The sequence below is a fragment of the Pseudomonas sp. ICMP 8385 genome, from assembly GCF_002699915.1.
GTDB classification, from domain to species: domain Bacteria; phylum Pseudomonadota; class Gammaproteobacteria; order Pseudomonadales; family Pseudomonadaceae; genus Aquipseudomonas; species Aquipseudomonas gessardii.
Window position 1 is genome coordinate 36,234 of sequence record NZ_LKBY01000098.1, and the last position, 16,167, is coordinate 52,400.

Here is a 16,167-nt window from a genome sequence, read left to right on the forward strand (position 1 = left end):
GTTCCTGCATACCTACCGGGTCACGGGGTTTTCCCGCCTGCCAGGTGCAGTGGACGCTCCAGCATGGCCTTGGCCATATCAATCAGATACACCACCGAAAACGCCAGGTCCCGGGTGCCCCCCAGCTTGTTGTTCGCCAGTTCATACGCAATGGCGGCGGCGCTGCGCAGCAGGTCCGAAGCATGGACCAGGGCTTCTTCACTGCTGACAGTGGGGTTGGCTTCAAAAAAGGCCACCTCGTCCGAGGCGGGGGTTGTCTCTTCTTTCAAGTAGTAGTCCAGTGCGCGTCGGGCTGCATCGCTGCCCTGCAAAAACTTTATTTCGTCGTTATCAGGTGTGCCAGGCAGGTGATCCGGGGTTGTGGTCATGAGGTCGGTGCTCTGGGTGGGAGGGTGAACAGGTGGGACTGATAATAATACGATCTGTATTTATGTCATTTGATTGATTACTACAAACTGTTTATTGTCGCCGTGAATCCACCCGGTATTGTCTGCCCCATGGATAAATGGATAGCGTTGGTCAAAGCCAACATGAAGGCCCGCAAGGTCACGCAGAATCAACTGGCCGCGCGCCTGGGCATGTCCCAGGGCGGCATTGGCCATTGGCTGGGCAAGCGCCGGGTGCCGAGCCTTGCCGATATGAACCGGGTGCTCGAAGAGCTGGGCCTGGGTTACCTGGAAGCGGCGCTGGTGATCCGCGAAAGGGGTGACGGCCCGGCAGACGACACCGCGTCGGCCGTTAAATACAATCCGTATTTTCGCTACCCCGTGAGTGACTGGAAGCAACCCTGCCGGGTGCACGAAGCGCGGCCAGCCTATGGCCCTGGGCGTTTTGAGGCGAGTGACTACGACGCCAGCGGCGAGGCGTTCTGGCTACAGGTGAGCGGCGACGCAATGACCGCGCCCAGTGGGCCGAGCATCGCCGACGGGATGATGATCCTGGTGGACCCGGCCCTCGACGCCGAACCCGGCCACCTGGTGGTGGCCCAATGGGCCGGCAGCAGCCAGGCGACCTTTCGTAAGTTGATCGAAGAAAGCGGCCAGCGTTACCTGGTGCCGCTCAACCCGACCTATCCAAAGGCGCTGCTGACCGATGACTGCCGGATCATCGGCGTCGTGGTACAGGCCACGGTGAAGTTCTAGGCCTGGGCCTCCAGCTCCACCAAGGCGCTGCCTTCGCCGACCATTTCGCCTTCCTGGCAATACAGCGCCTTGACCACACCTGCATGGGGCGCGCGGATGCTGTGCTCCATCTTCATCGCTTCGAGCACCACCAGTTGCGTGCCGGCCTCGACCGTCTGGCCGACCTCCACCAGCACCCGCACGATGCTGCCGTTCATAGGCGCCGTAAGGCCGCCCTGATGGGCTTGCCCGGCCTCGACGGCGGCGATCGGATCAAACAGCGTCACGCTGCGCATTTCGCCTTGCCAGCGCAGGAACAGCGTCGGCCCCTGGCGCACGGCCAGGTGCGAGCGGCGTATGCCGGCGTCTTCGATCAACAGCTGTTCGTCGCGCAGTTGTGGCGCAGTGGTGGTTTGCAGTGTCACCAGGCGGTCCTGACCGTCGCAGCTCAGGTGCAGTGATGTCTCGGCAGGCAGGCCTGCACGAAACCCCTGTGTCGCAGCCCACGGCGAGGCGGGGTCGTCGTCCCGCAACCGAGGCAGTTGGCTTTGCATAAACCCATGGCCAGCCGCCTGCCAGAATGCATCGCTCAACGCGCTTGCAACAGGCAGCAGTTGCTCCTGATAGCGCGGGATAAACCCGGTATCCAACTGCGCCGCGGCGAACGCCGGGTGGCCGATGATGCGCCGCAAAAAGCCCAGGTTGGTCTTCAAGCCGCCGACCGCAAATTCGTCGAGCATGCTCAACAGGCGCAGGCGTGCCTGTTCGCGGTCCTCGCCCCAGGCAATCAGCTTGCCGAGCATCGGGTCGTAGAAGGGCGAGATGTCGTCGCCTTGCTCGACGCCACTGTCCACCCGGCGTCCCGGGCCTGGCGCCGACTCGCGGTACAGCGCCAGATGCCCGGTGGCCGGCAAGAAGTCATTGGCCGGGTCTTCGGCATACAGCCGCACTTCAATGGCGTGGCCGCGCAACGGCACCTGCTCCTGGGTCATCGGCAGCGGTTCGCCTTGCGCCACGCGAATCTGCCACGCCACCAGGTCCAGGCCGGTGATGGCCTCGGTCACCGGGTGTTCCACCTGCAAGCGGGTGTTCATCTCCATGAAGAAGAACTCACCGCGTGCATCCAGCAGGAACTCCACGGTGCCGGCGCCGACATAGCCAATCGCCTGGGCGGCACGCACCGCTGCCTCACCCATGGCCTGGCGTAGGGCAGGGCTGAGGCCGGGGGCGGGTGCTTCCTCGACGACTTTTTGGTGGCGACGCTGGATTGAGCAGTCGCGTTCATTGAGGTACAGGCAATGGCCGTGCTGGTCGGCAAACACCTGGATTTCCACGTGGCGCGGCTGGATCAGGTATTTCTCCACCAGCATCTGCGCATTGCCAAACGATGACAGCGCCTCACGCTGGGCCGAGGCCAGGGCTTCGGCCAGCTGGCTTTCGTCCTCGACCACTTTCATGCCCTTGCCGCCGCCGCCAGCGGTGGCCTTGAGCAGCACCGGGTAGCCAATGCGCGCGGCGGCCTGGCGGAAGGTTTCCAGGTCCTGCTCGGCGCCGTGGTAACCCGGCACCAGCGGCACACCGGCGGTTTCCATCAACGCCTTGGCGGCGGATTTGCTGCCCATGGCATCAATGGCCGAGGCGGGTGGGCCGAGGAAAATCAGCCCGGCCTCTTCAATCGCCCGGGCAAATCCTGGGTTCTCGGAAAGAAAGCCATAGCCCGGGTGAATCGCCTGGGCGCCGCTGGCCTTGGCGGCGGCGATCAGTTTGTCGATCTGCAGGTAACTGTCGGCGGCCTTGCTGCCGCCCAGGTCCACGCGGATATCGGCTTCGCGGCTATGGCGCGCATTGCGGTCCGTGGCGCTGTGTACGGCAACGGTGGTCATGCCCAATGCCTTGGCCGTGCGCATGACCCGGCAGGCGATTTCGCCCCGGTTGGCCACCAGCACGCAGGTAATCAACGGCAAACTCATGAACGCGGCTCCTGGGACTGCCAACTGGGCGTACGCTTTTGCAAAAATGCGCGCAGGCCTTCCTGGCCTTCGGCGCTGACGCGGATACGGGAGATGGCGTTTTCGCAGTAACGGCGCAGCGCCGGGGTCAGCGTGCCGTTACCCACTTCGCGCAGCAAATCCTTGCTGGCGCGCATGGCGGCCGGGCTGTTGAGCAGCAGGTTGGCGGTCCATTGCTCGACCTGCTGCTCCAGCGTATCGAGAGGGTAGCTTTGCGCCAACAGCCCGATGGCCTGGGCCTGCTGACCGTCGAAGCGTTCTGCGGTCAAGGCATAGCGGCGTGCCGCGCGCTCGCCAATCGCCTGCACCACAAACGGGCTGATCACCGCCGGTGCGAGGCCGATGCGCACTTCCGACAGGCAGAACTGCGCATCATCGGCGCCAATGGCCATGTCGCAGCAACTGATCAGGCCCAGGGCGCCGCCATAGGCCGCGCCCTGGACCACCGCCAGTGTGGGGATCTTCAACTTGGCCAGGTTGTACATCAGCTCTGCCAGCTCGCGGGCGTCGTCGAGGTTGGTGTGGTAGTCCAGCTCGGCCGACTGTTGCATCCAGGCCAGGTCCGCGCCGGCGCTGAAATGCTTGCCGCGCCCGCGGACCAGTAGAAAACGCAAGGCGGCATCGGCCTGCACCTGGTCCAGGGCAATGATCAGCTCACGGATCATCTCGGCGTTGAATGCGTTGTTCTTCTCTTCCCGGCTCAACCACAGGGTGGCAAAGCCCCGGGGGTCGTTGACCAGTTCAACGGTGTTGAAATCGCTCATGGGTGCAGCTCCAATTACATGCGGAACACGCCGAAGCGGCTCGGCTCGATGGGGGCATTCAGCGCGGCGGACAAGGCCAGGGCCAGCACGTCGCGGGTCTGCAAGGGGTCGATGACGCCGTCATCCCACAGGCGAGCGCTGGAGTAATAGGGGTGGCCCTGGGTTTCGTACTGGTCGAGGATCGGCTGCTTGATCTGCGCTTCGTCCTCGGCGCTGAACCCCTGGCCACTGCGCTCGGCCTGTTCGCGCTTGACCTGCACCAGTACACCGGCCGCCTGCTCGGCGCCCATCACGCCAATGCGTGCGTTGGGCCACATCCACAAAAAGCGCGGATCATAGGCGCGCCCACACATCCCGTAGTTACCGGCACCAAAGCTACCGCCGATGATCACCGTGAATTTCGGCACCTTGGCGCAGGCCACGGCCGTGACCAGCTTGGCGCCGTGCTTGGCGATGCCGCCGGCTTCGTACTTCTGGCCGACCATAAAGCCAGTGATATTCTGCAAGAACAGCAGGGGAATCCCGCGCTGGCAGGCCAGTTCGATAAAGTGCGCGCCTTTTTGCGCCGCTTCGGCAAACAGGATGCCGTTGTTGGCGAGGATCGCGATGGGGTAGCCATGCAAATGGGTAAAGCCGCAGACCAGCGTGGTGCCGAACAGCGCCTTGAATTCATCGAAGACCGAGCCGTCCACCAGCCGCGCAATCACTTCACGCACATCGAAGGGTTGCTTGGCGTCGGCCGGGATCACCCCGTACAACTCGTCGCTGGCATACAACGGCGCGACCGGCGTGCGCTGCTGCAACTGCCCCTGTTTGTGCCAGTTGAGGTTGGCGACGCTGCGGCGGGCCAGGGCCAGGGCGTGTTCGTCGCTGTCGGCGTAATGGTCGGCCACCCCGGAGATCTTGCAGTGCACATCGGCACCGCCCAGGTCTTCGGCGCTGACCACTTCGCCGGTGGCGGCCTTCACCAGGGGCGGGCCGGCGAGGAAGATGGTCGCCTGTTGGCGCACCATGATCGCTTCATCGGCCATCGCCGGCACATAGGCACCGCCGGCGGTGCAGGAGCCCATGACCACGGCGATCTGCGGGATGCCCTGGGCGCTCATATTGGCCTGGTTGAAGAAGATCCGCCCAAAGTGCTCGCGGTCGGGAAACACCTCGTCCTGGCGCGGCAGGTTGGCGCCGCCGGAATCCACCAGGTAGATGCACGGCAGGCGGTTCTGTTCGGCGATGGTCTGGGCGCGCAGGTGTTTTTTCACGGTCAGCGGGTAATAGGAGCCGCCTTTTACCGTGGCGTCGTTGGCGACGATCATGCATTCCACGCCTTCAACCCGGCCGATCCCGGCGATCACGCCAGCAGCGGGTACGTCTTCACCGTAGACCTGATACGCCGCCAGTTGGCTGAGTTCGAGGAACGCCGAGCCCGGGTCGAGCAGGCGGTTGATGCGCTCGCGTGGCAGCAGCTTGCCACGGGAGGTATGACGCTCCTGAGCCTTGCTGCCGCCGCCTTGCTGGACCTGGGCGAGCAGGGTGTGCAAGGCATCGACCTGTTTGAGCATCGCCGCGCTGTTGGCGGCAAACTCTGCCGAGCGCGGGTTGAGTTGGGTGTGCAGGGTGGCCATGGTGCACTCCCTCAGCGGGTTTCGTTAAACAGTTCGCGACCAATCAACATGCGCCGGATCTCACTGGTGCCCGCGCCGATTTCATACAGCTTGGCATCACGTAACAGACGGCCAGCGGGGAATTCATTGATGTAGCCATTGCCGCCGAGAATCTGGATCGCATCGAGGGCCATCTGCGTCGCGCGTTCGGCGCTGTACAGGATCACCCCGGCGGCGTCCTTGCGCGTGGTTTCGCCGCGCTCGCAGGCCTGGGCCACCGCATACAGGTAGGCGCGGCTGGCGTTGAGCTGGGTGTACATGTCGGCGACCTTGCCCTGGATCAGCTGGAACTCACCGATACTCTGGCCGAACTGCTTGCGGTCGTGGATATACGGCACGATCAGGTCCATGCAGGCCTGCATGATCCCGGTGGGGCCACCGGAAAGCACCACGCGTTCGTAGTCCAGGCCGCTCATCAGCACTTTGACCCCGCCATTGAGCGTGCCGAGGATGTTTTCTTCGGGCACTTCGACGTCATCGAAAAACAGCTCGCAGGTGTTGGAGCCGCGCATGCCCAGCTTGTCGAACTTGTTGCTGCGGCTGAAGCCTTTCGAGTCGCGCTCGACGATAAACGCGGTGATGCCATGGGCGCCTTTTTCCAGGTCGGTCTTGGCGTAGATCACATAGGTGTGGGCATCGGGGCCGTTGGTGATCCAGGTCTTGCTGCCATTGAGCACGTACACGCTGCCACGCTTGTCGGCGCGTAGCTTCATCGACACCACATCAGAACCGGCATTCGGCTCGCTCATGGCCAGGGCGCCAATGTGTTCGCCGCTGATCAGCTTGGGCAGGTACTTGAGTTTCTGCTCGTGGCTGCCGTTGCGGTTGATCTGGTTGACGCACAGGTTGGAGTGCGCGCCGTAGGACAAGGCCACCGAGGCCGAGCCGCGGCTGATTTCTTCCATGGCCACCACGTGGGCCAGGTAACCCAGGCCGGCACCGCCGTATTCTTCCGCCACGGTGATGCCCAGCAGGCCCATGTCGCCGAACTTGCGCCACATATCCACGGGGAACAGGTTGTCGATATCGATCTGCGCCGCCCGTGGCGCCAGCTCCTTGGCCACGAAGGCCTGCACCTGGTCGCGCAGCATGTCGATGGTTTCACCGAGGGCGAAGTTCAGGGTCGGGTAACTCATGGGAGGGCACCTATAAACATTATTGTTGTGGGGCTGGCGACGCCATTGGGCGGTCACCTTTACGTTAACGTAAACTTGCGTTGCATGACTGTCAATCGTAGCTTACGTTAACGTCAAGCTCGCGCCTGACCGGCGCACCGTCCACCTACAAAAAAGACAATAGGGGTCGTCATGGATCAACCGAATCAGAGCTACAGCCGTGGCCCACAGGACAAGGCCCTGCTGGCCATGACCATTGGCCAGGCATTTGACCGCACCGTGGCGCAGCACCCGGAGGGCGAGGCCCTGGTGGTGCGCCATCAGCAGCTGCGCTACACCTGGCAGCAATTGGCCGCAGCCGTGGACCTGCATGCCCGCGCTCTGTTGGCCCTGGGGCTGCAGGCCGGGGATCGCCTCGGCATCTGGGCGCCGAACTGTGCCGAGTGGTGCATCAGCCAGGTGGCCAGCGCCAAGCTTGGGGTGATCCTGGTCAACATCAACCCGGCCTACCGCAGCAGCGAACTGGAATACGTGCTCAAGCAATCGGGTTGCCAGTGGTTGATCTGTGCCGGCGCGTTCAAGTCCTCTGACTATCACGGGATGCTACAGGCGCTGGTGCCGGAACTGGCGGAGCAGGGCATCGGCCAATTGCACTGCGAGCTATTACCCGAGCTGCGCGGGGTGATCAGCCTGGATGCGCGACCGCCCTCGGGGTTCCTGCCCTGGTCGCAATTATCGGCCCTCGGCGCGGGTATTCCCGCCGAACACCTGCACAGCCGCGAGGCCAGCCTGCACTTCGATCAAGCCGTCAACATCCAGTACACCTCTGGCACCACGGGCTTTCCCAAGGGCGCCACCCTCAGTCACCACAACATCCTCAACAACGGCTATATGGTCGGCGAAAGCCTGGGCCTGACCGCGCAGGATCGCCTGGTGATCCCGGTGCCGCTCTACCATTGCTTTGGCATGGTCATGGGCAACCTGGGCTGCATCACCCATGGCACCACCATGATCTATCCCAATGACGGCTTCGACCCGCTGCTGACCCTGACCGCCGTGGCCGAAGAACGCGCTACCGGCCTGTACGGCGTACCGACGATGTTTATCGCGGTGCTCGATCATCCGCAACGCAGCACGTTCGACCTGTCGACCCTGCGCACCGGGATCATGGCCGGTTCCACCTGCCCGATCGAGGTGATGCGCCGGGTGATCAGCGACCTGCATATGAGTGAAGTGCAGATTGCCTACGGCATGACCGAGACCAGTCCAGTGTCGCTACAGACCGGCGCGGATGACGACCTGGAGCGGCGCGTGACCACGGTTGGGCGCACCCAGCCGCAACTGGAAAGCAAAATCATCGACGAGGCCGGCAACACCGTGCCGCGCGGGCAGATCGGCGAGTTGTGCACCCGTGGCTACAGCGTGATGCTTGGCTACTGGAACAACCCCGAAGGCACCCGCGAGGCCATCGACGCCGCTGGCTGGATGCACACCGGCGACCTGGCGAGCATGGATGAGCAGGGCTATGTGTGCATCGCCGGGCGCAACAAGGACATGATCATTCGTGGTGGCGAGAACGTGTACCCACGGGAGCTGGAGGAGTTCTTCTTCACCCACCCGGCGGTGGCCGATGTGCAGATCATCGGCATTCCCGATGAGCGTTACGGCGAAGAGATCGTGGCCTGGATCAAGTTCCACCCGGGGCACGTGGCCAACGCGCTGGAGCTGCAAACCTGGTGCAAGGGGCGCATTGCACACTTCAAGACACCGAAGTATTTCCGCTTTGTCGAAGAGTTTCCGATGACGGTGACGGGGAAGATCCAGAAGTTTCGGATGCGGGAGATCACGATCGAGCAACTGCGTAGCGAAGATTAAGATCTGGCGCCGATCAAAAATGTGGGAGCGGGCTTGCCCGCGATGACGGAGTGTCAGCCAACTATTCATCAGTTGACCCACCGCTATCGCGGGCAAGCCCGCTCCCACACAAGCCCGCTCCCACAGGGGATGGCAGGTGATTCACACAATTCATTTTACCCAGACAGCACAAAGGGGAGCCGAAGCTCCCCTTTAATTTGTTGTTACGTGCTCTTTTTTTATTATTGAGGGGCGGTCTATTGTTGTTTTTGGCAACCGTGGCCCTTTACCGCTGTTTTTGGCGACCCCCATCCGGGGTCAAGAGCAAACGTATTTTTTTGAGCGCTGATCTGCTTCTTCGCACGCGATCCAACCAGTGGGTAGCTACCTTGGGGTAGTTTTATTGTTCTCTGCCCGGTTGCGAGTGGCGGCTTGCGCCGTACCCTGCGAAGCACATCTTCTCCAAAAAAATCTGTTAGCTGCGTCTCTGCCGTGTTGTTTTTGTTATGTCAGAGTCGGTACGTCTTATTTTTATTAGGTTTGGTGCTTTTTATTCTTGTTATGCCATAGAGATAGCAGAAGCCGTGCCAACTTTTAAAATACCTTTAAAATCAATAACTTGATTTTTGAGTGGGAAATTTACTTCAGAAAATGCGACAAAATATGTTCCCGTGTTACCCGATGTGTAGCCGCGAGGTAACACATCGTCACGGGCACAGTACTCAACTGGCACTACGGGCCTTGGCCACGCGTGAACCGGTGGGGCGGCCCAGGACTGTGCAGATCTGTTGCCCCGCCACCAGCAACGTATCCAGGTCGATACCGGTCTCGATGCCCAGGCCATTGAGCAGGTACAGCACATCCTCGGTGGCCACGTTACCGCTGGCGCCCTTGGCATAGGGGCAGCCGCCAAGGCCCGCGATAGAGCTGTCGAACACCGCGATACCTTCCAGCAGGCTGGCATAGATATTGGCGATGGCCTGGCCATAGGTGTCATGGAAGTGCCCGGCAAGCTTGGCCCGGGGCACGTCCTTGCCCACCACCTCGAACATGCGCCGCGTAGCGCCTGCGGTGCCGGTGCCGATGGTGTCGCCCAGGGACACCTCATAACAGCCCATGGCATACAGCTCGCGGGCCACCGCTGCGACTTGCGCTGGCGCGACCTGGCCTTCATAAGGGCAGCCCAGCACGCACGACACATAGCCGCGCACACGGATGTCCTGCTGTTGCGCCGCCGCCATGATCGGGGCAAAGCGCTCCAGGCTCTCGCTGATGGAGCAATTGATATTGCGCTGGGAGAACGCCTCGGACGCCGCCGCAAACACCGCGACCTCCTTGACCCCGGCCGCCAGCGCGTCCTCGAAGCCCCGCAGGTTCGGCGCCAGGGCGCCATAGATCACGCCCGGCTTGCGCTGGATCTGCGCAAACACCTCGGCGGAGCCGGCCATCTGCGGCACCCACTTGGGCGAGACAAAGCTGCCGACTTCGATATAACCCAGGCCGGCCGCACTGAGGGCGTCCACCAGTTGTACCTTGTCGGCCACGCTGATGGGCTGTGCTTCGTTTTGCAGGCCGTCGCGCGGGCCGACTTCGATCAGGCGCACAAAAGAGGGGAGAGACATGGGAGCTACCTTTTTATTGGGGTTGGCCGACCTGGCTCTGGATCGTCTGTTCCAGGGCCTGGGTGCAACGTTCTTCGGCGGTGTCCAGTTCCAGCTTCATCTGTTCGATGTCCAGCAACTGCTGTTCCAGTTGCTCGCGGCGTTCGCTGATCTTCGCCAGCATGCTGTGCAGTTGCTTCTGATTGCCGCTGCTGGGGTCGTAGAGTTCGATCAGTTCGCGGCATTCGGCCAGGGAAAAGCCGATGCGCTTGCCACGCAGGATCAGCTTCAGGCTGACTTTGTCCCGGGGCGAATAGATACGTTCCTGGCCCCGGCGTTCGGGGCTCAAGAGGCCTTGCTCTTCATAGAAACGAATGGCCCGGGTGGTGATGTCCAACTCGCGGGCCAGGTCGGAGATGCTGTAGGTGGTGCTCATGATGGCGCTCAAGGAGGGTCTTGGCGCTACGCTAATGGCTGCTTGACGTAAACGTCAAGCAAATCCCCCCCTATGGGTTATCCAACTTCTTCTCGCGCGCCGTCACCTGTTGGCACAACTCGATCATCTGCTCGCGCATCCAGCGGTTGGCCGGGTCCTGGTCGGTGCTTTCATGCCAGTACAAGTGGGTTTCCACCGACGGCACATCATTGACCGGCAGGTTGAACGAATGCAGCTCGTTACGCCTGGCAAAGCGCTCGGGCACTGTCATCACCATATCGGTCTGCTGCAACACCTGGGAGGCCATCAGGTAATGCTGCGAGCGCAAGGCGATCTTGCGCTGGATCCCCATCTTGCCCAGGGCCAGGTCGACGTGGCCCAGGCCATTGCGCCGGCTGGAAATATGGATGTGGGTCAGCGCCAGGTAGTCATCCAGGCTGAGCTTTTCCTTGCCCGCCAGCGGGTGGCCCTTACGCATGGCACACACGTAGCGGTCTTCCATCAGCTTGACGTGGCGCACTTGCGGGTCGGTGTTGAGCGGCGCGTCCACGGCAAAATCCAGGCGCCCGGCGGCCAGTTCCTTGGTGGTTTCCCGCCGTTTGGACAGGAAACTCTCGATGATCACCGTCGGCGCCAGGCGGCGCAGGCGCTGGAACAGCGGCGGCAGGATCACCGCCTCTGTGAGGTCGGTCATGCTGATGCGGTAGGTCTTGGCCGCCTGCAACGGGTTGAAGATCCGGCTTTCCTGCACCGACACCCGCAGCAGCGACAAGGCGTTGCGCACCGGGCCAATGATGTTCTGGGCCATGGGGGTCGGCACCATGCCCTGGGCGGTGCGCACGAACAGCGGGTCGTTGAAGGTCTCGCGCAGGCGTGCCAGGGCGTTTGACACGGCCGGCTGGGTAATGCCGACGATCTGCCCGGCACGGGTCAGGTTGGCTTCGGTGTAGATCGCGTCAAAGACGATGAAAAGATTGAGGTCGACCTTGCTCAGATTCATTGCGTTGCGCTCTTCTTGTTAGGTTTTCATGCGCCGATCATATATCGGTGATGAATGTTAATACACGCCGAGAATAGGCTAGGTAAATTATCAACGCTGTTCTAGCATCGATTGCATGACCTAAACAACCTCTCCACGAAGGGAGCTGCTCATGGATTTTGCCTATTCGCCCAAGGTTCAGGAACTGCGTGAACGCGTCACCGCGTTTATGGAGGCTTACGTTTACCCCGCCGAGCCGGTGTTTGAGCGCCAGGTCAGCGAAGGTGACCGCTGGCAGCCCACGGCCATTATGGAAGAGCTCAAGGCCCGCGCTAAGGCCGAAGGCCTGTGGAACCTGTTCCTGCCGGAATCCGGGCTGGGGGCCGGCCTGACCAACCTGGAATACGCGCCGCTTGCCGAAATCATGGGCCGCTCCCTGCTGGGCCCGGAGCCGTTCAATTGCTCGGCACCCGACACCGGCAATATGGAAGTGCTGGTGCGCTACGCCAACGAAGAACAGAAACAACGCTGGCTGGAGCCGCTGCTGCGCGGCGAGATCCGCTCGGCGTTCGCCATGACCGAGCCGGACGTGGCGTCTTCCGACGCCACCAACATGGCTGCGCGCGCCGAGCGCCAGGGTGACGAGTGGGTGATCAACGGTAAGAAGTGGTGGACCTCCGGCGCGTGCGACCCGCGCTGCAAGATCCTGATTTTCATGGGCCTGAGCAACCCGGATGCGCCGCGCCACCAGCAGCACTCGATGATCCTGGTGCCGGTGGATGCGCCCGGGGTGAAAATCGTCCGGCCGTTGCCGGTGTTTGGCTACGACGACGCGCCCCATGGGCATGCCGAAGTGCTGTTCGATAACGTGCGTGTGCCGTACGAAAACGTCCTGCTGGGTGAAGGCCGTGGCTTTGAAATTGCCCAGGGTCGCCTTGGCCCGGGGCGTATCCACCACTGCATGCGCTCCATCGGCATGGCCGAGCGGGCCCTGGAGTTGATGTGCAAGCGTGCCGTCAGCCGCACCGCCTTTGGCAAGCCACTGGCGCGCCTGGGGGGCAATATCGACAAGATCGCCGACTCGCGGATGGAAATCGACATGGCGCGCCTGCTGACCCTGAAGGCGGCCTATATGATGGACACGGTCGGCAACAAAGTGGCGAAAAGTGAAATTGCCCAGATCAAGGTGGTGGCGCCGAATGTGGCCCTGAAGGTGATTGACCGGGCCATCCAGATCCACGGCGGTGCCGGGGTGTCCAATGACTTCCCGCTGGCCTATATGTACGCCATGCAACGCACCCTGCGCCTGGCCGACGGCCCGGACGAAGTGCACCGCGCGGCCATTGGCAAGTTCGAGATTGGCAAATATGTGCCTCGGGAAATGATGCGCAGCGGTCAGTAGGACCGCATCGCCTGTATCGCGTACAAGCCCGCTCCCACACTGACCTCTGTGGGAGCGGGCTTGCACGCGATAGCGGTGGCAGGCTTCAGTAAACCCAGACCTCCACCCGGCGATTCTTGATCCGCCCCTCATCCACGGTGTTCGCCGCCACCGGCATCTGCGCGCCAAAACCGCGGATATCGCGCAGCACCACGCCACTCTTGACCAATTCCCGGCGCACCGCCATCGCCCGCAGCTTCGACAGCAGGTCGGCGCGTTGCGGGTCATTCTTGGCGTCACCAAAGCCCACCAGGGTGACCCGTTTGTCCCGTTTATCGTGGCGGCTTATATAAGCCACCACCCGCGCCAGATCCTGGCGCGCCTTGTTGTCCAGGCTGGCGCTGCCTTCCTCAAAGCGAAAGTTCACGCTCAGGCGTTGCGCCTCGCGGGCGATGGCCTGGTAGTCGGCGGGCATCGGCGCCCGTGGTTGCACGGTGATGGCCTTGATCTGCTGGGCGATAAACCCATTGGCGGCCACGATGGCCTGGCCTTGGGCGCTTTGGGCAAAGTCCACCAGCACTTCGGCCCAAGGGTTGGTGTTAGTGGGTGGCAGGTAGAAAAACAAGCGGCGCGACAGCGGGTAGTCCTCGGTGGCGATCAGGCTGCTCTGCGGCAACATGGCCTGGGAGTCCCCGTCACTGATCGCGACGGCCTTGGCCTGGCGCACATAGGGCAGGCCGATAAAACCAATGCCCTGAGGGTCGTGGCTGACCGCATCGGACAATTGCTCGCTGGACTCAAAGCGCTTGGCCGCGCTGTCGAGGGTTTTGCCGCGACGGCTGAGCACCAGTTCCTTGAAGGTGTCGTAGGTGCCGGATTGATCATCACGGGCATACAAGCGGATCTGCCCGCCGCGGCCGCCCAAGGCTTCCCAGGTGCTGATCTCGCCGCTGAAAATCTTCGCCAGTTGTTCGGTGCTCAACACCTGTAGCGGGTTATAGGGGTGCAGGATGATCGCCAGGCCATCGATGGCGATCACCTGTTCGGCGCCGGGGCTTTTCAGGTCGCCCAGGGGTTCGAGGTCTACCAGTTCGCGGTCCTTGATCGGGCGCGACGCGGCGGCCAGGTCGGCCTCGGCGTTTTTCAGCGCGGCAAAGCCGGTGCTGGAGCCGTGGGCGGCGATTTCTATCAGGACCCGTTTGCCTTGGGGGCTGGTGCCGACGAGGCGCTGTTCGTTGGGGCGGCTGGCCGGCTCATTGTGCACGGCCTTCAGGCCCTGTTGCTCCATCAAGCCCTTGACCAGCGCCGGGCCCAGCGCCGCGCCAATGGTGTTGGAACCCTGGATGCGCAAGGCCGGGCCCTGTTCGGGGAAGGGCAGGGGCGTTGCAGAAACCACAAGAGGAAAAACGCTGCAAAGTGTCAGCAGGTACAAAACGCGCAGCATCATGCTGGCACCTTCTCAAGCCAAAGGAAGTGCGGGCAGATTAAGACAGTAAGGTTTCAAAAATATGACTGACACCCCGCCTATCCAAATGTAGGAGCTGGCTTGCCAGCTCCTACATTTTAGGGTGTGGCCGCAAAGATCAGCTCAGTTCCAGCCAGATCGGCGCATGATCCGAAGGTTTTTCCAGGCCGCGCAACTCGTAGTCCACACCCGCATCCTTGACCCGTGGCAATAAGCCATTGGAGGTCATGATCAGGTCGATGCGCAGGCCACGCTTGGGCTCGTCCTCAAAACCGCGGCTGCGGTAATCGAACCAGCTGAAGCGATCCGCCACGTCCGGGTTCAGGTGGCGGAAGCTGTCGGTCAGGCCCCAGTTCTTCAGGCGCGCCATCCATTCGCGCTCTTCCGGCAGGAAGCTGCACTTGCCGGTCTTCAGCCAGCGCTTGGCGTTGTCGGCACCGATGCCGATGTCACAATCCTCGGGGGAAATATTCACATCGCCCATCACCACCAGCGCCTGGTCATTGCTGAACTGGGTTTCCAGCAACTGTTGCAGGTCTTCGTAGAAGCGCTGCTTGGCCGGGAACTTGGTTGGGTGGTCGCGGCTTTCGCCCTGTGGGAAATAGCCGTTCATGATGGTGATCGGGTTGCCGTGTTCATCGGCAAAGGTGCCCCAGATAAAGCGGCGCTGGGCATCCTCTTCGTCGCTGGCAAAACCCTTGTGCAGGGCCAGCGGCTCCTGGCGCGAGAGCAGGGCGACGCCGTAGTGGCCTTTCTGCCCGTGGTAGTACACGTGGTAACCCAGGGCCTGGACTTCGGCGAGCGGGAACTGGTCGTCGTGGACCTTGGTTTCCTGCAGGCCGATCACGTCCGGTTGATGTTTGTCGATCAGGGCCGCCAGCTGATGAGGGCGGGCGCGCAGCCCGTTGATATTGAAGGAGACGATTTTCATGGTCGGCAGTCCAGTCTGGCAAAAGGGCGATGCTAGCCGACAAGTCGGACGGGGGCCAGCGTGGCGGTAGGACAGATGCACTGCTAATGTCTCTCAAGGAGCCAGTGGCGGGGAACGACTGCGTTGCCCCGGGCTCGTAATAACAAGAGCGCGACCTTTTTGAGTGGCGCCCAGGGGAGATACGACTGATGCCCGACACCTCGACCACCACTGCCCAGGTGCACCTGCTCGACAGCGGCTATTCCCGCGAAGCACGCTCGCTGCTGTACCACGCCTATCGCCATGAGCCGACCTTTGCCTACCTGTTTGAAGCTGAACGCTCCGGCTATGAGCAGCGGGTCAGGGCCACCGTGCGCGAGCTGGTCAAGCAGCACTTTCTCCAGGATCTGCCGGCCATCGGCCTGCTGGTCAATGACCGCCTGATCGGCATCGCCCTGATTGCCCCGCCGCAACGACGCCTGGGCATCACCGAAAGCTGGGCCTGGCAATTGCGCATGTGGCTGAGTACCGGGTTCAAGGGCACCCGGCGTTACCTCGAATACCATCAGGCCGTGCTGGCATGCCTGCCGTCCGAGTCGGTGCATGTGTTGCCGCTGCTGGGCATCCACCCGCAATTCCAGGGCAAGCATTACGGCGAGCAACTGCTGGCAGCCGTGCATAACTGGTGCGCCGAAGACCCTCATTCACACGGGGTGGTGCTGGACACCGGCAATCCGCTGTACCTGGCGTTCTACAAGCGCCAGGGCTATGAGGAAGTGGGAGAGGTGGCGGTAGGCCCCATCCTGGAACATGTGTTTTTTCACCCCAATCCCCAGGTGTTACAACCTGCAACGGCTTAACGGAGAATTAT

14 protein-coding genes are annotated in these 16,167 nt (G+C 62.2%); 4 read left to right on the forward strand and 10 right to left on the reverse strand.

Features of this window, described 5'->3' with window-relative positions; all coding sequences use genetic code 11:
• Positions 1 to 20: 20 nt before the first annotated feature.
• A complete protein-coding gene (locus AO268_RS14315; protein ID WP_099169037.1) occupies positions 21 to 368 on the reverse strand; it encodes a DUF6124 family protein in 348 nt (115 codons plus the stop codon).
• A 129-nt stretch (positions 369 to 497) separates the two neighbouring features.
• On the opposite strand from AO268_RS14315, the gene AO268_RS14320 reads away from it, so the two are divergent.
• Positions 498 to 1,142 carry a LexA family protein gene (locus tag AO268_RS14320; protein ID WP_099169058.1) on the forward strand — a complete coding sequence of 215 codons (645 nt, stop codon included), beginning with the start codon at positions 498 to 500 and terminating at the stop codon, positions 1,140 to 1,142.
• Here the strand turns inward: AO268_RS14320 and AO268_RS14325 are convergent.
• Genes AO268_RS14325 through AO268_RS14340 form a run of 4 tightly spaced genes read right to left on the reverse strand, consistent with a single transcriptional unit; the run spans position 1,139 to position 6,691 of the window.
• Complete coding sequence (locus AO268_RS14325; protein WP_076962653.1) at positions 1,139 to 3,091, reverse strand: acetyl/propionyl/methylcrotonyl-CoA carboxylase subunit alpha; 1,953 nt, start codon at positions 3,089 to 3,091, stop codon at positions 1,139 to 1,141. The two genes, AO268_RS14320 and AO268_RS14325, sit on opposite strands and share 4 nt — an antisense overlap.
• Entirely contained in the window at positions 3,088 to 3,894 is an 807-nt protein-coding gene (locus tag AO268_RS14330) for a gamma-carboxygeranoyl-CoA hydratase (RefSeq protein WP_076962654.1), read from the reverse strand. Before AO268_RS14330 ends, AO268_RS14325 begins: the two co-directional genes overlap by 4 nt.
• 14 nt (positions 3,895 to 3,908) lie before the next feature.
• Positions 3,909 to 5,516 (reverse strand): carboxyl transferase domain-containing protein, encoded by a 1,608-nt coding sequence (locus tag AO268_RS14335; RefSeq protein ID WP_099169038.1) that lies wholly within the window; start codon positions 5,514 to 5,516, stop codon positions 3,909 to 3,911.
• An 11-nt stretch (positions 5,517 to 5,527) separates the two neighbouring features.
• Positions 5,528 to 6,691: an isovaleryl-CoA dehydrogenase gene (locus AO268_RS14340; RefSeq protein ID WP_099169039.1), complete on the reverse strand. Its 1,164-nt coding sequence runs from the start codon at positions 6,689 to 6,691 to the stop codon at positions 5,528 to 5,530.
• 171 nt (positions 6,692 to 6,862) lie between these two features.
• On the opposite strand from AO268_RS14340, the gene AO268_RS14345 reads away from it, so the two are divergent.
• Positions 6,863 to 8,545, forward strand: coding sequence for an AMP-binding protein (locus AO268_RS14345; protein ID WP_099169040.1), 1,683 nt, complete (start codon positions 6,863 to 6,865; stop codon positions 8,543 to 8,545).
• Positions 8,546 to 9,246: 701 nt separating this feature from the next.
• On the opposite strand, the gene AO268_RS14350 is transcribed toward AO268_RS14345, so the two are convergent.
• The 3 genes from AO268_RS14350 to AO268_RS14360 all read right to left on the reverse strand — a co-directional run bounded on the left by AO268_RS14350 (position 9,247) and on the right by AO268_RS14360 (position 11,561).
• Positions 9,247 to 10,146 carry a hydroxymethylglutaryl-CoA lyase gene (locus AO268_RS14350; RefSeq protein ID WP_099169041.1) on the reverse strand — a complete coding sequence of 300 codons (900 nt, stop codon included), beginning with the start codon at positions 10,144 to 10,146 and terminating at the stop codon, positions 9,247 to 9,249.
• Between the two features lie 13 nt (positions 10,147 to 10,159).
• Complete coding sequence (locus AO268_RS14355; RefSeq protein ID WP_154220670.1) at positions 10,160 to 10,561, reverse strand: MerR family transcriptional regulator; 402 nt, start codon at positions 10,559 to 10,561, stop codon at positions 10,160 to 10,162.
• A 70-nt stretch (positions 10,562 to 10,631) separates the two neighbouring features.
• A complete protein-coding gene (locus tag AO268_RS14360) occupies positions 10,632 to 11,561 on the reverse strand; it encodes a LysR family transcriptional regulator (RefSeq protein WP_076964760.1) in 930 nt (309 codons plus the stop codon).
• A 151-nt stretch (positions 11,562 to 11,712) separates the two neighbouring features.
• Between AO268_RS14360 and AO268_RS14365 the strand changes: the two genes are divergently transcribed.
• Positions 11,713 to 12,942: an acyl-CoA dehydrogenase gene (locus tag AO268_RS14365; RefSeq protein WP_076964759.1), complete on the forward strand. Its 1,230-nt coding sequence runs from the start codon at positions 11,713 to 11,715 to the stop codon at positions 12,940 to 12,942.
• 85 nt (positions 12,943 to 13,027) lie between these two features.
• Here the strand turns inward: AO268_RS14365 and AO268_RS14370 are convergent, their stop codons facing one another.
• Both AO268_RS14370 and xthA read right to left on the reverse strand, forming a co-directional pair.
• Positions 13,028 to 14,368 (reverse strand): substrate-binding domain-containing protein, encoded by a 1,341-nt coding sequence (locus AO268_RS14370; protein ID WP_076964758.1) that lies wholly within the window; start codon positions 14,366 to 14,368, stop codon positions 13,028 to 13,030.
• A gap of 136 nt (positions 14,369 to 14,504) precedes the next feature.
• Positions 14,505 to 15,317, reverse strand: coding sequence for an exodeoxyribonuclease III (gene xthA, locus AO268_RS14375; RefSeq protein WP_099169042.1), 813 nt, complete (start codon positions 15,315 to 15,317; stop codon positions 14,505 to 14,507).
• 188 nt (positions 15,318 to 15,505) lie between these two features.
• Between xthA and AO268_RS14380 the strand changes: the two genes are divergently transcribed.
• Positions 15,506 to 16,156 (forward strand): GNAT family N-acetyltransferase, encoded by a 651-nt coding sequence (locus tag AO268_RS14380; protein WP_076964756.1) that lies wholly within the window; start codon positions 15,506 to 15,508, stop codon positions 16,154 to 16,156.
• Positions 16,157 to 16,167 lie beyond the last annotated feature (11 nt).

What these genes read in the sequence shown, in the direction of transcription:
- AO268_RS14315 (WP_099169037.1), bottom strand. Translation starts at nt 368, where the DNA reads ATGACCACAACCCCGGATCACCTGCCTGGCACACCTGATAACGACGAA.
- AO268_RS14330 (WP_076962654.1), bottom strand. Translation starts at nt 3,894, where the DNA reads ATGAGCGATTTCAACACCGTTGAACTGGTCAACGACCCCCGGGGCTTT.
- AO268_RS14370 (WP_076964758.1), bottom strand. Translation starts at nt 14,368, where the DNA reads ATGATGCTGCGCGTTTTGTACCTGCTGACACTTTGCAGCGTTTTTCCT.
- AO268_RS14380 (WP_076964756.1), top strand. Translation starts at nt 15,506, where the DNA reads ATGCCCGACACCTCGACCACCACTGCCCAGGTGCACCTGCTCGACAGC.
- AO268_RS14320 (WP_099169058.1), top strand. Translation starts at nt 498, where the DNA reads ATGGATAAATGGATAGCGTTGGTCAAAGCCAACATGAAGGCCCGCAAG.
- xthA (WP_099169042.1), bottom strand. Translation starts at nt 15,317, where the DNA reads ATGAAAATCGTCTCCTTCAATATCAACGGGCTGCGCGCCCGCCCTCAT.
- AO268_RS14345 (WP_099169040.1), top strand. Translation starts at nt 6,863, where the DNA reads ATGGATCAACCGAATCAGAGCTACAGCCGTGGCCCACAGGACAAGGCC.
- AO268_RS14360 (WP_076964760.1), bottom strand. Translation starts at nt 11,561, where the DNA reads ATGAATCTGAGCAAGGTCGACCTCAATCTTTTCATCGTCTTTGACGCG.
- AO268_RS14365 (WP_076964759.1), top strand. Translation starts at nt 11,713, where the DNA reads ATGGATTTTGCCTATTCGCCCAAGGTTCAGGAACTGCGTGAACGCGTC.
- AO268_RS14340 (WP_099169039.1), bottom strand. Translation starts at nt 6,691, where the DNA reads ATGAGTTACCCGACCCTGAACTTCGCCCTCGGTGAAACCATCGACATG.
- AO268_RS14350 (WP_099169041.1), bottom strand. Translation starts at nt 10,146, where the DNA reads ATGTCTCTCCCCTCTTTTGTGCGCCTGATCGAAGTCGGCCCGCGCGAC.
- AO268_RS14335 (WP_099169038.1), bottom strand. Translation starts at nt 5,516, where the DNA reads ATGGCCACCCTGCACACCCAACTCAACCCGCGCTCGGCAGAGTTTGCC.
- AO268_RS14325 (WP_076962653.1), bottom strand. Translation starts at nt 3,091, where the DNA reads ATGAGTTTGCCGTTGATTACCTGCGTGCTGGTGGCCAACCGGGGCGAA.
- AO268_RS14355 (WP_154220670.1), bottom strand. Translation starts at nt 10,561, where the DNA reads ATGAGCACCACCTACAGCATCTCCGACCTGGCCCGCGAGTTGGACATC.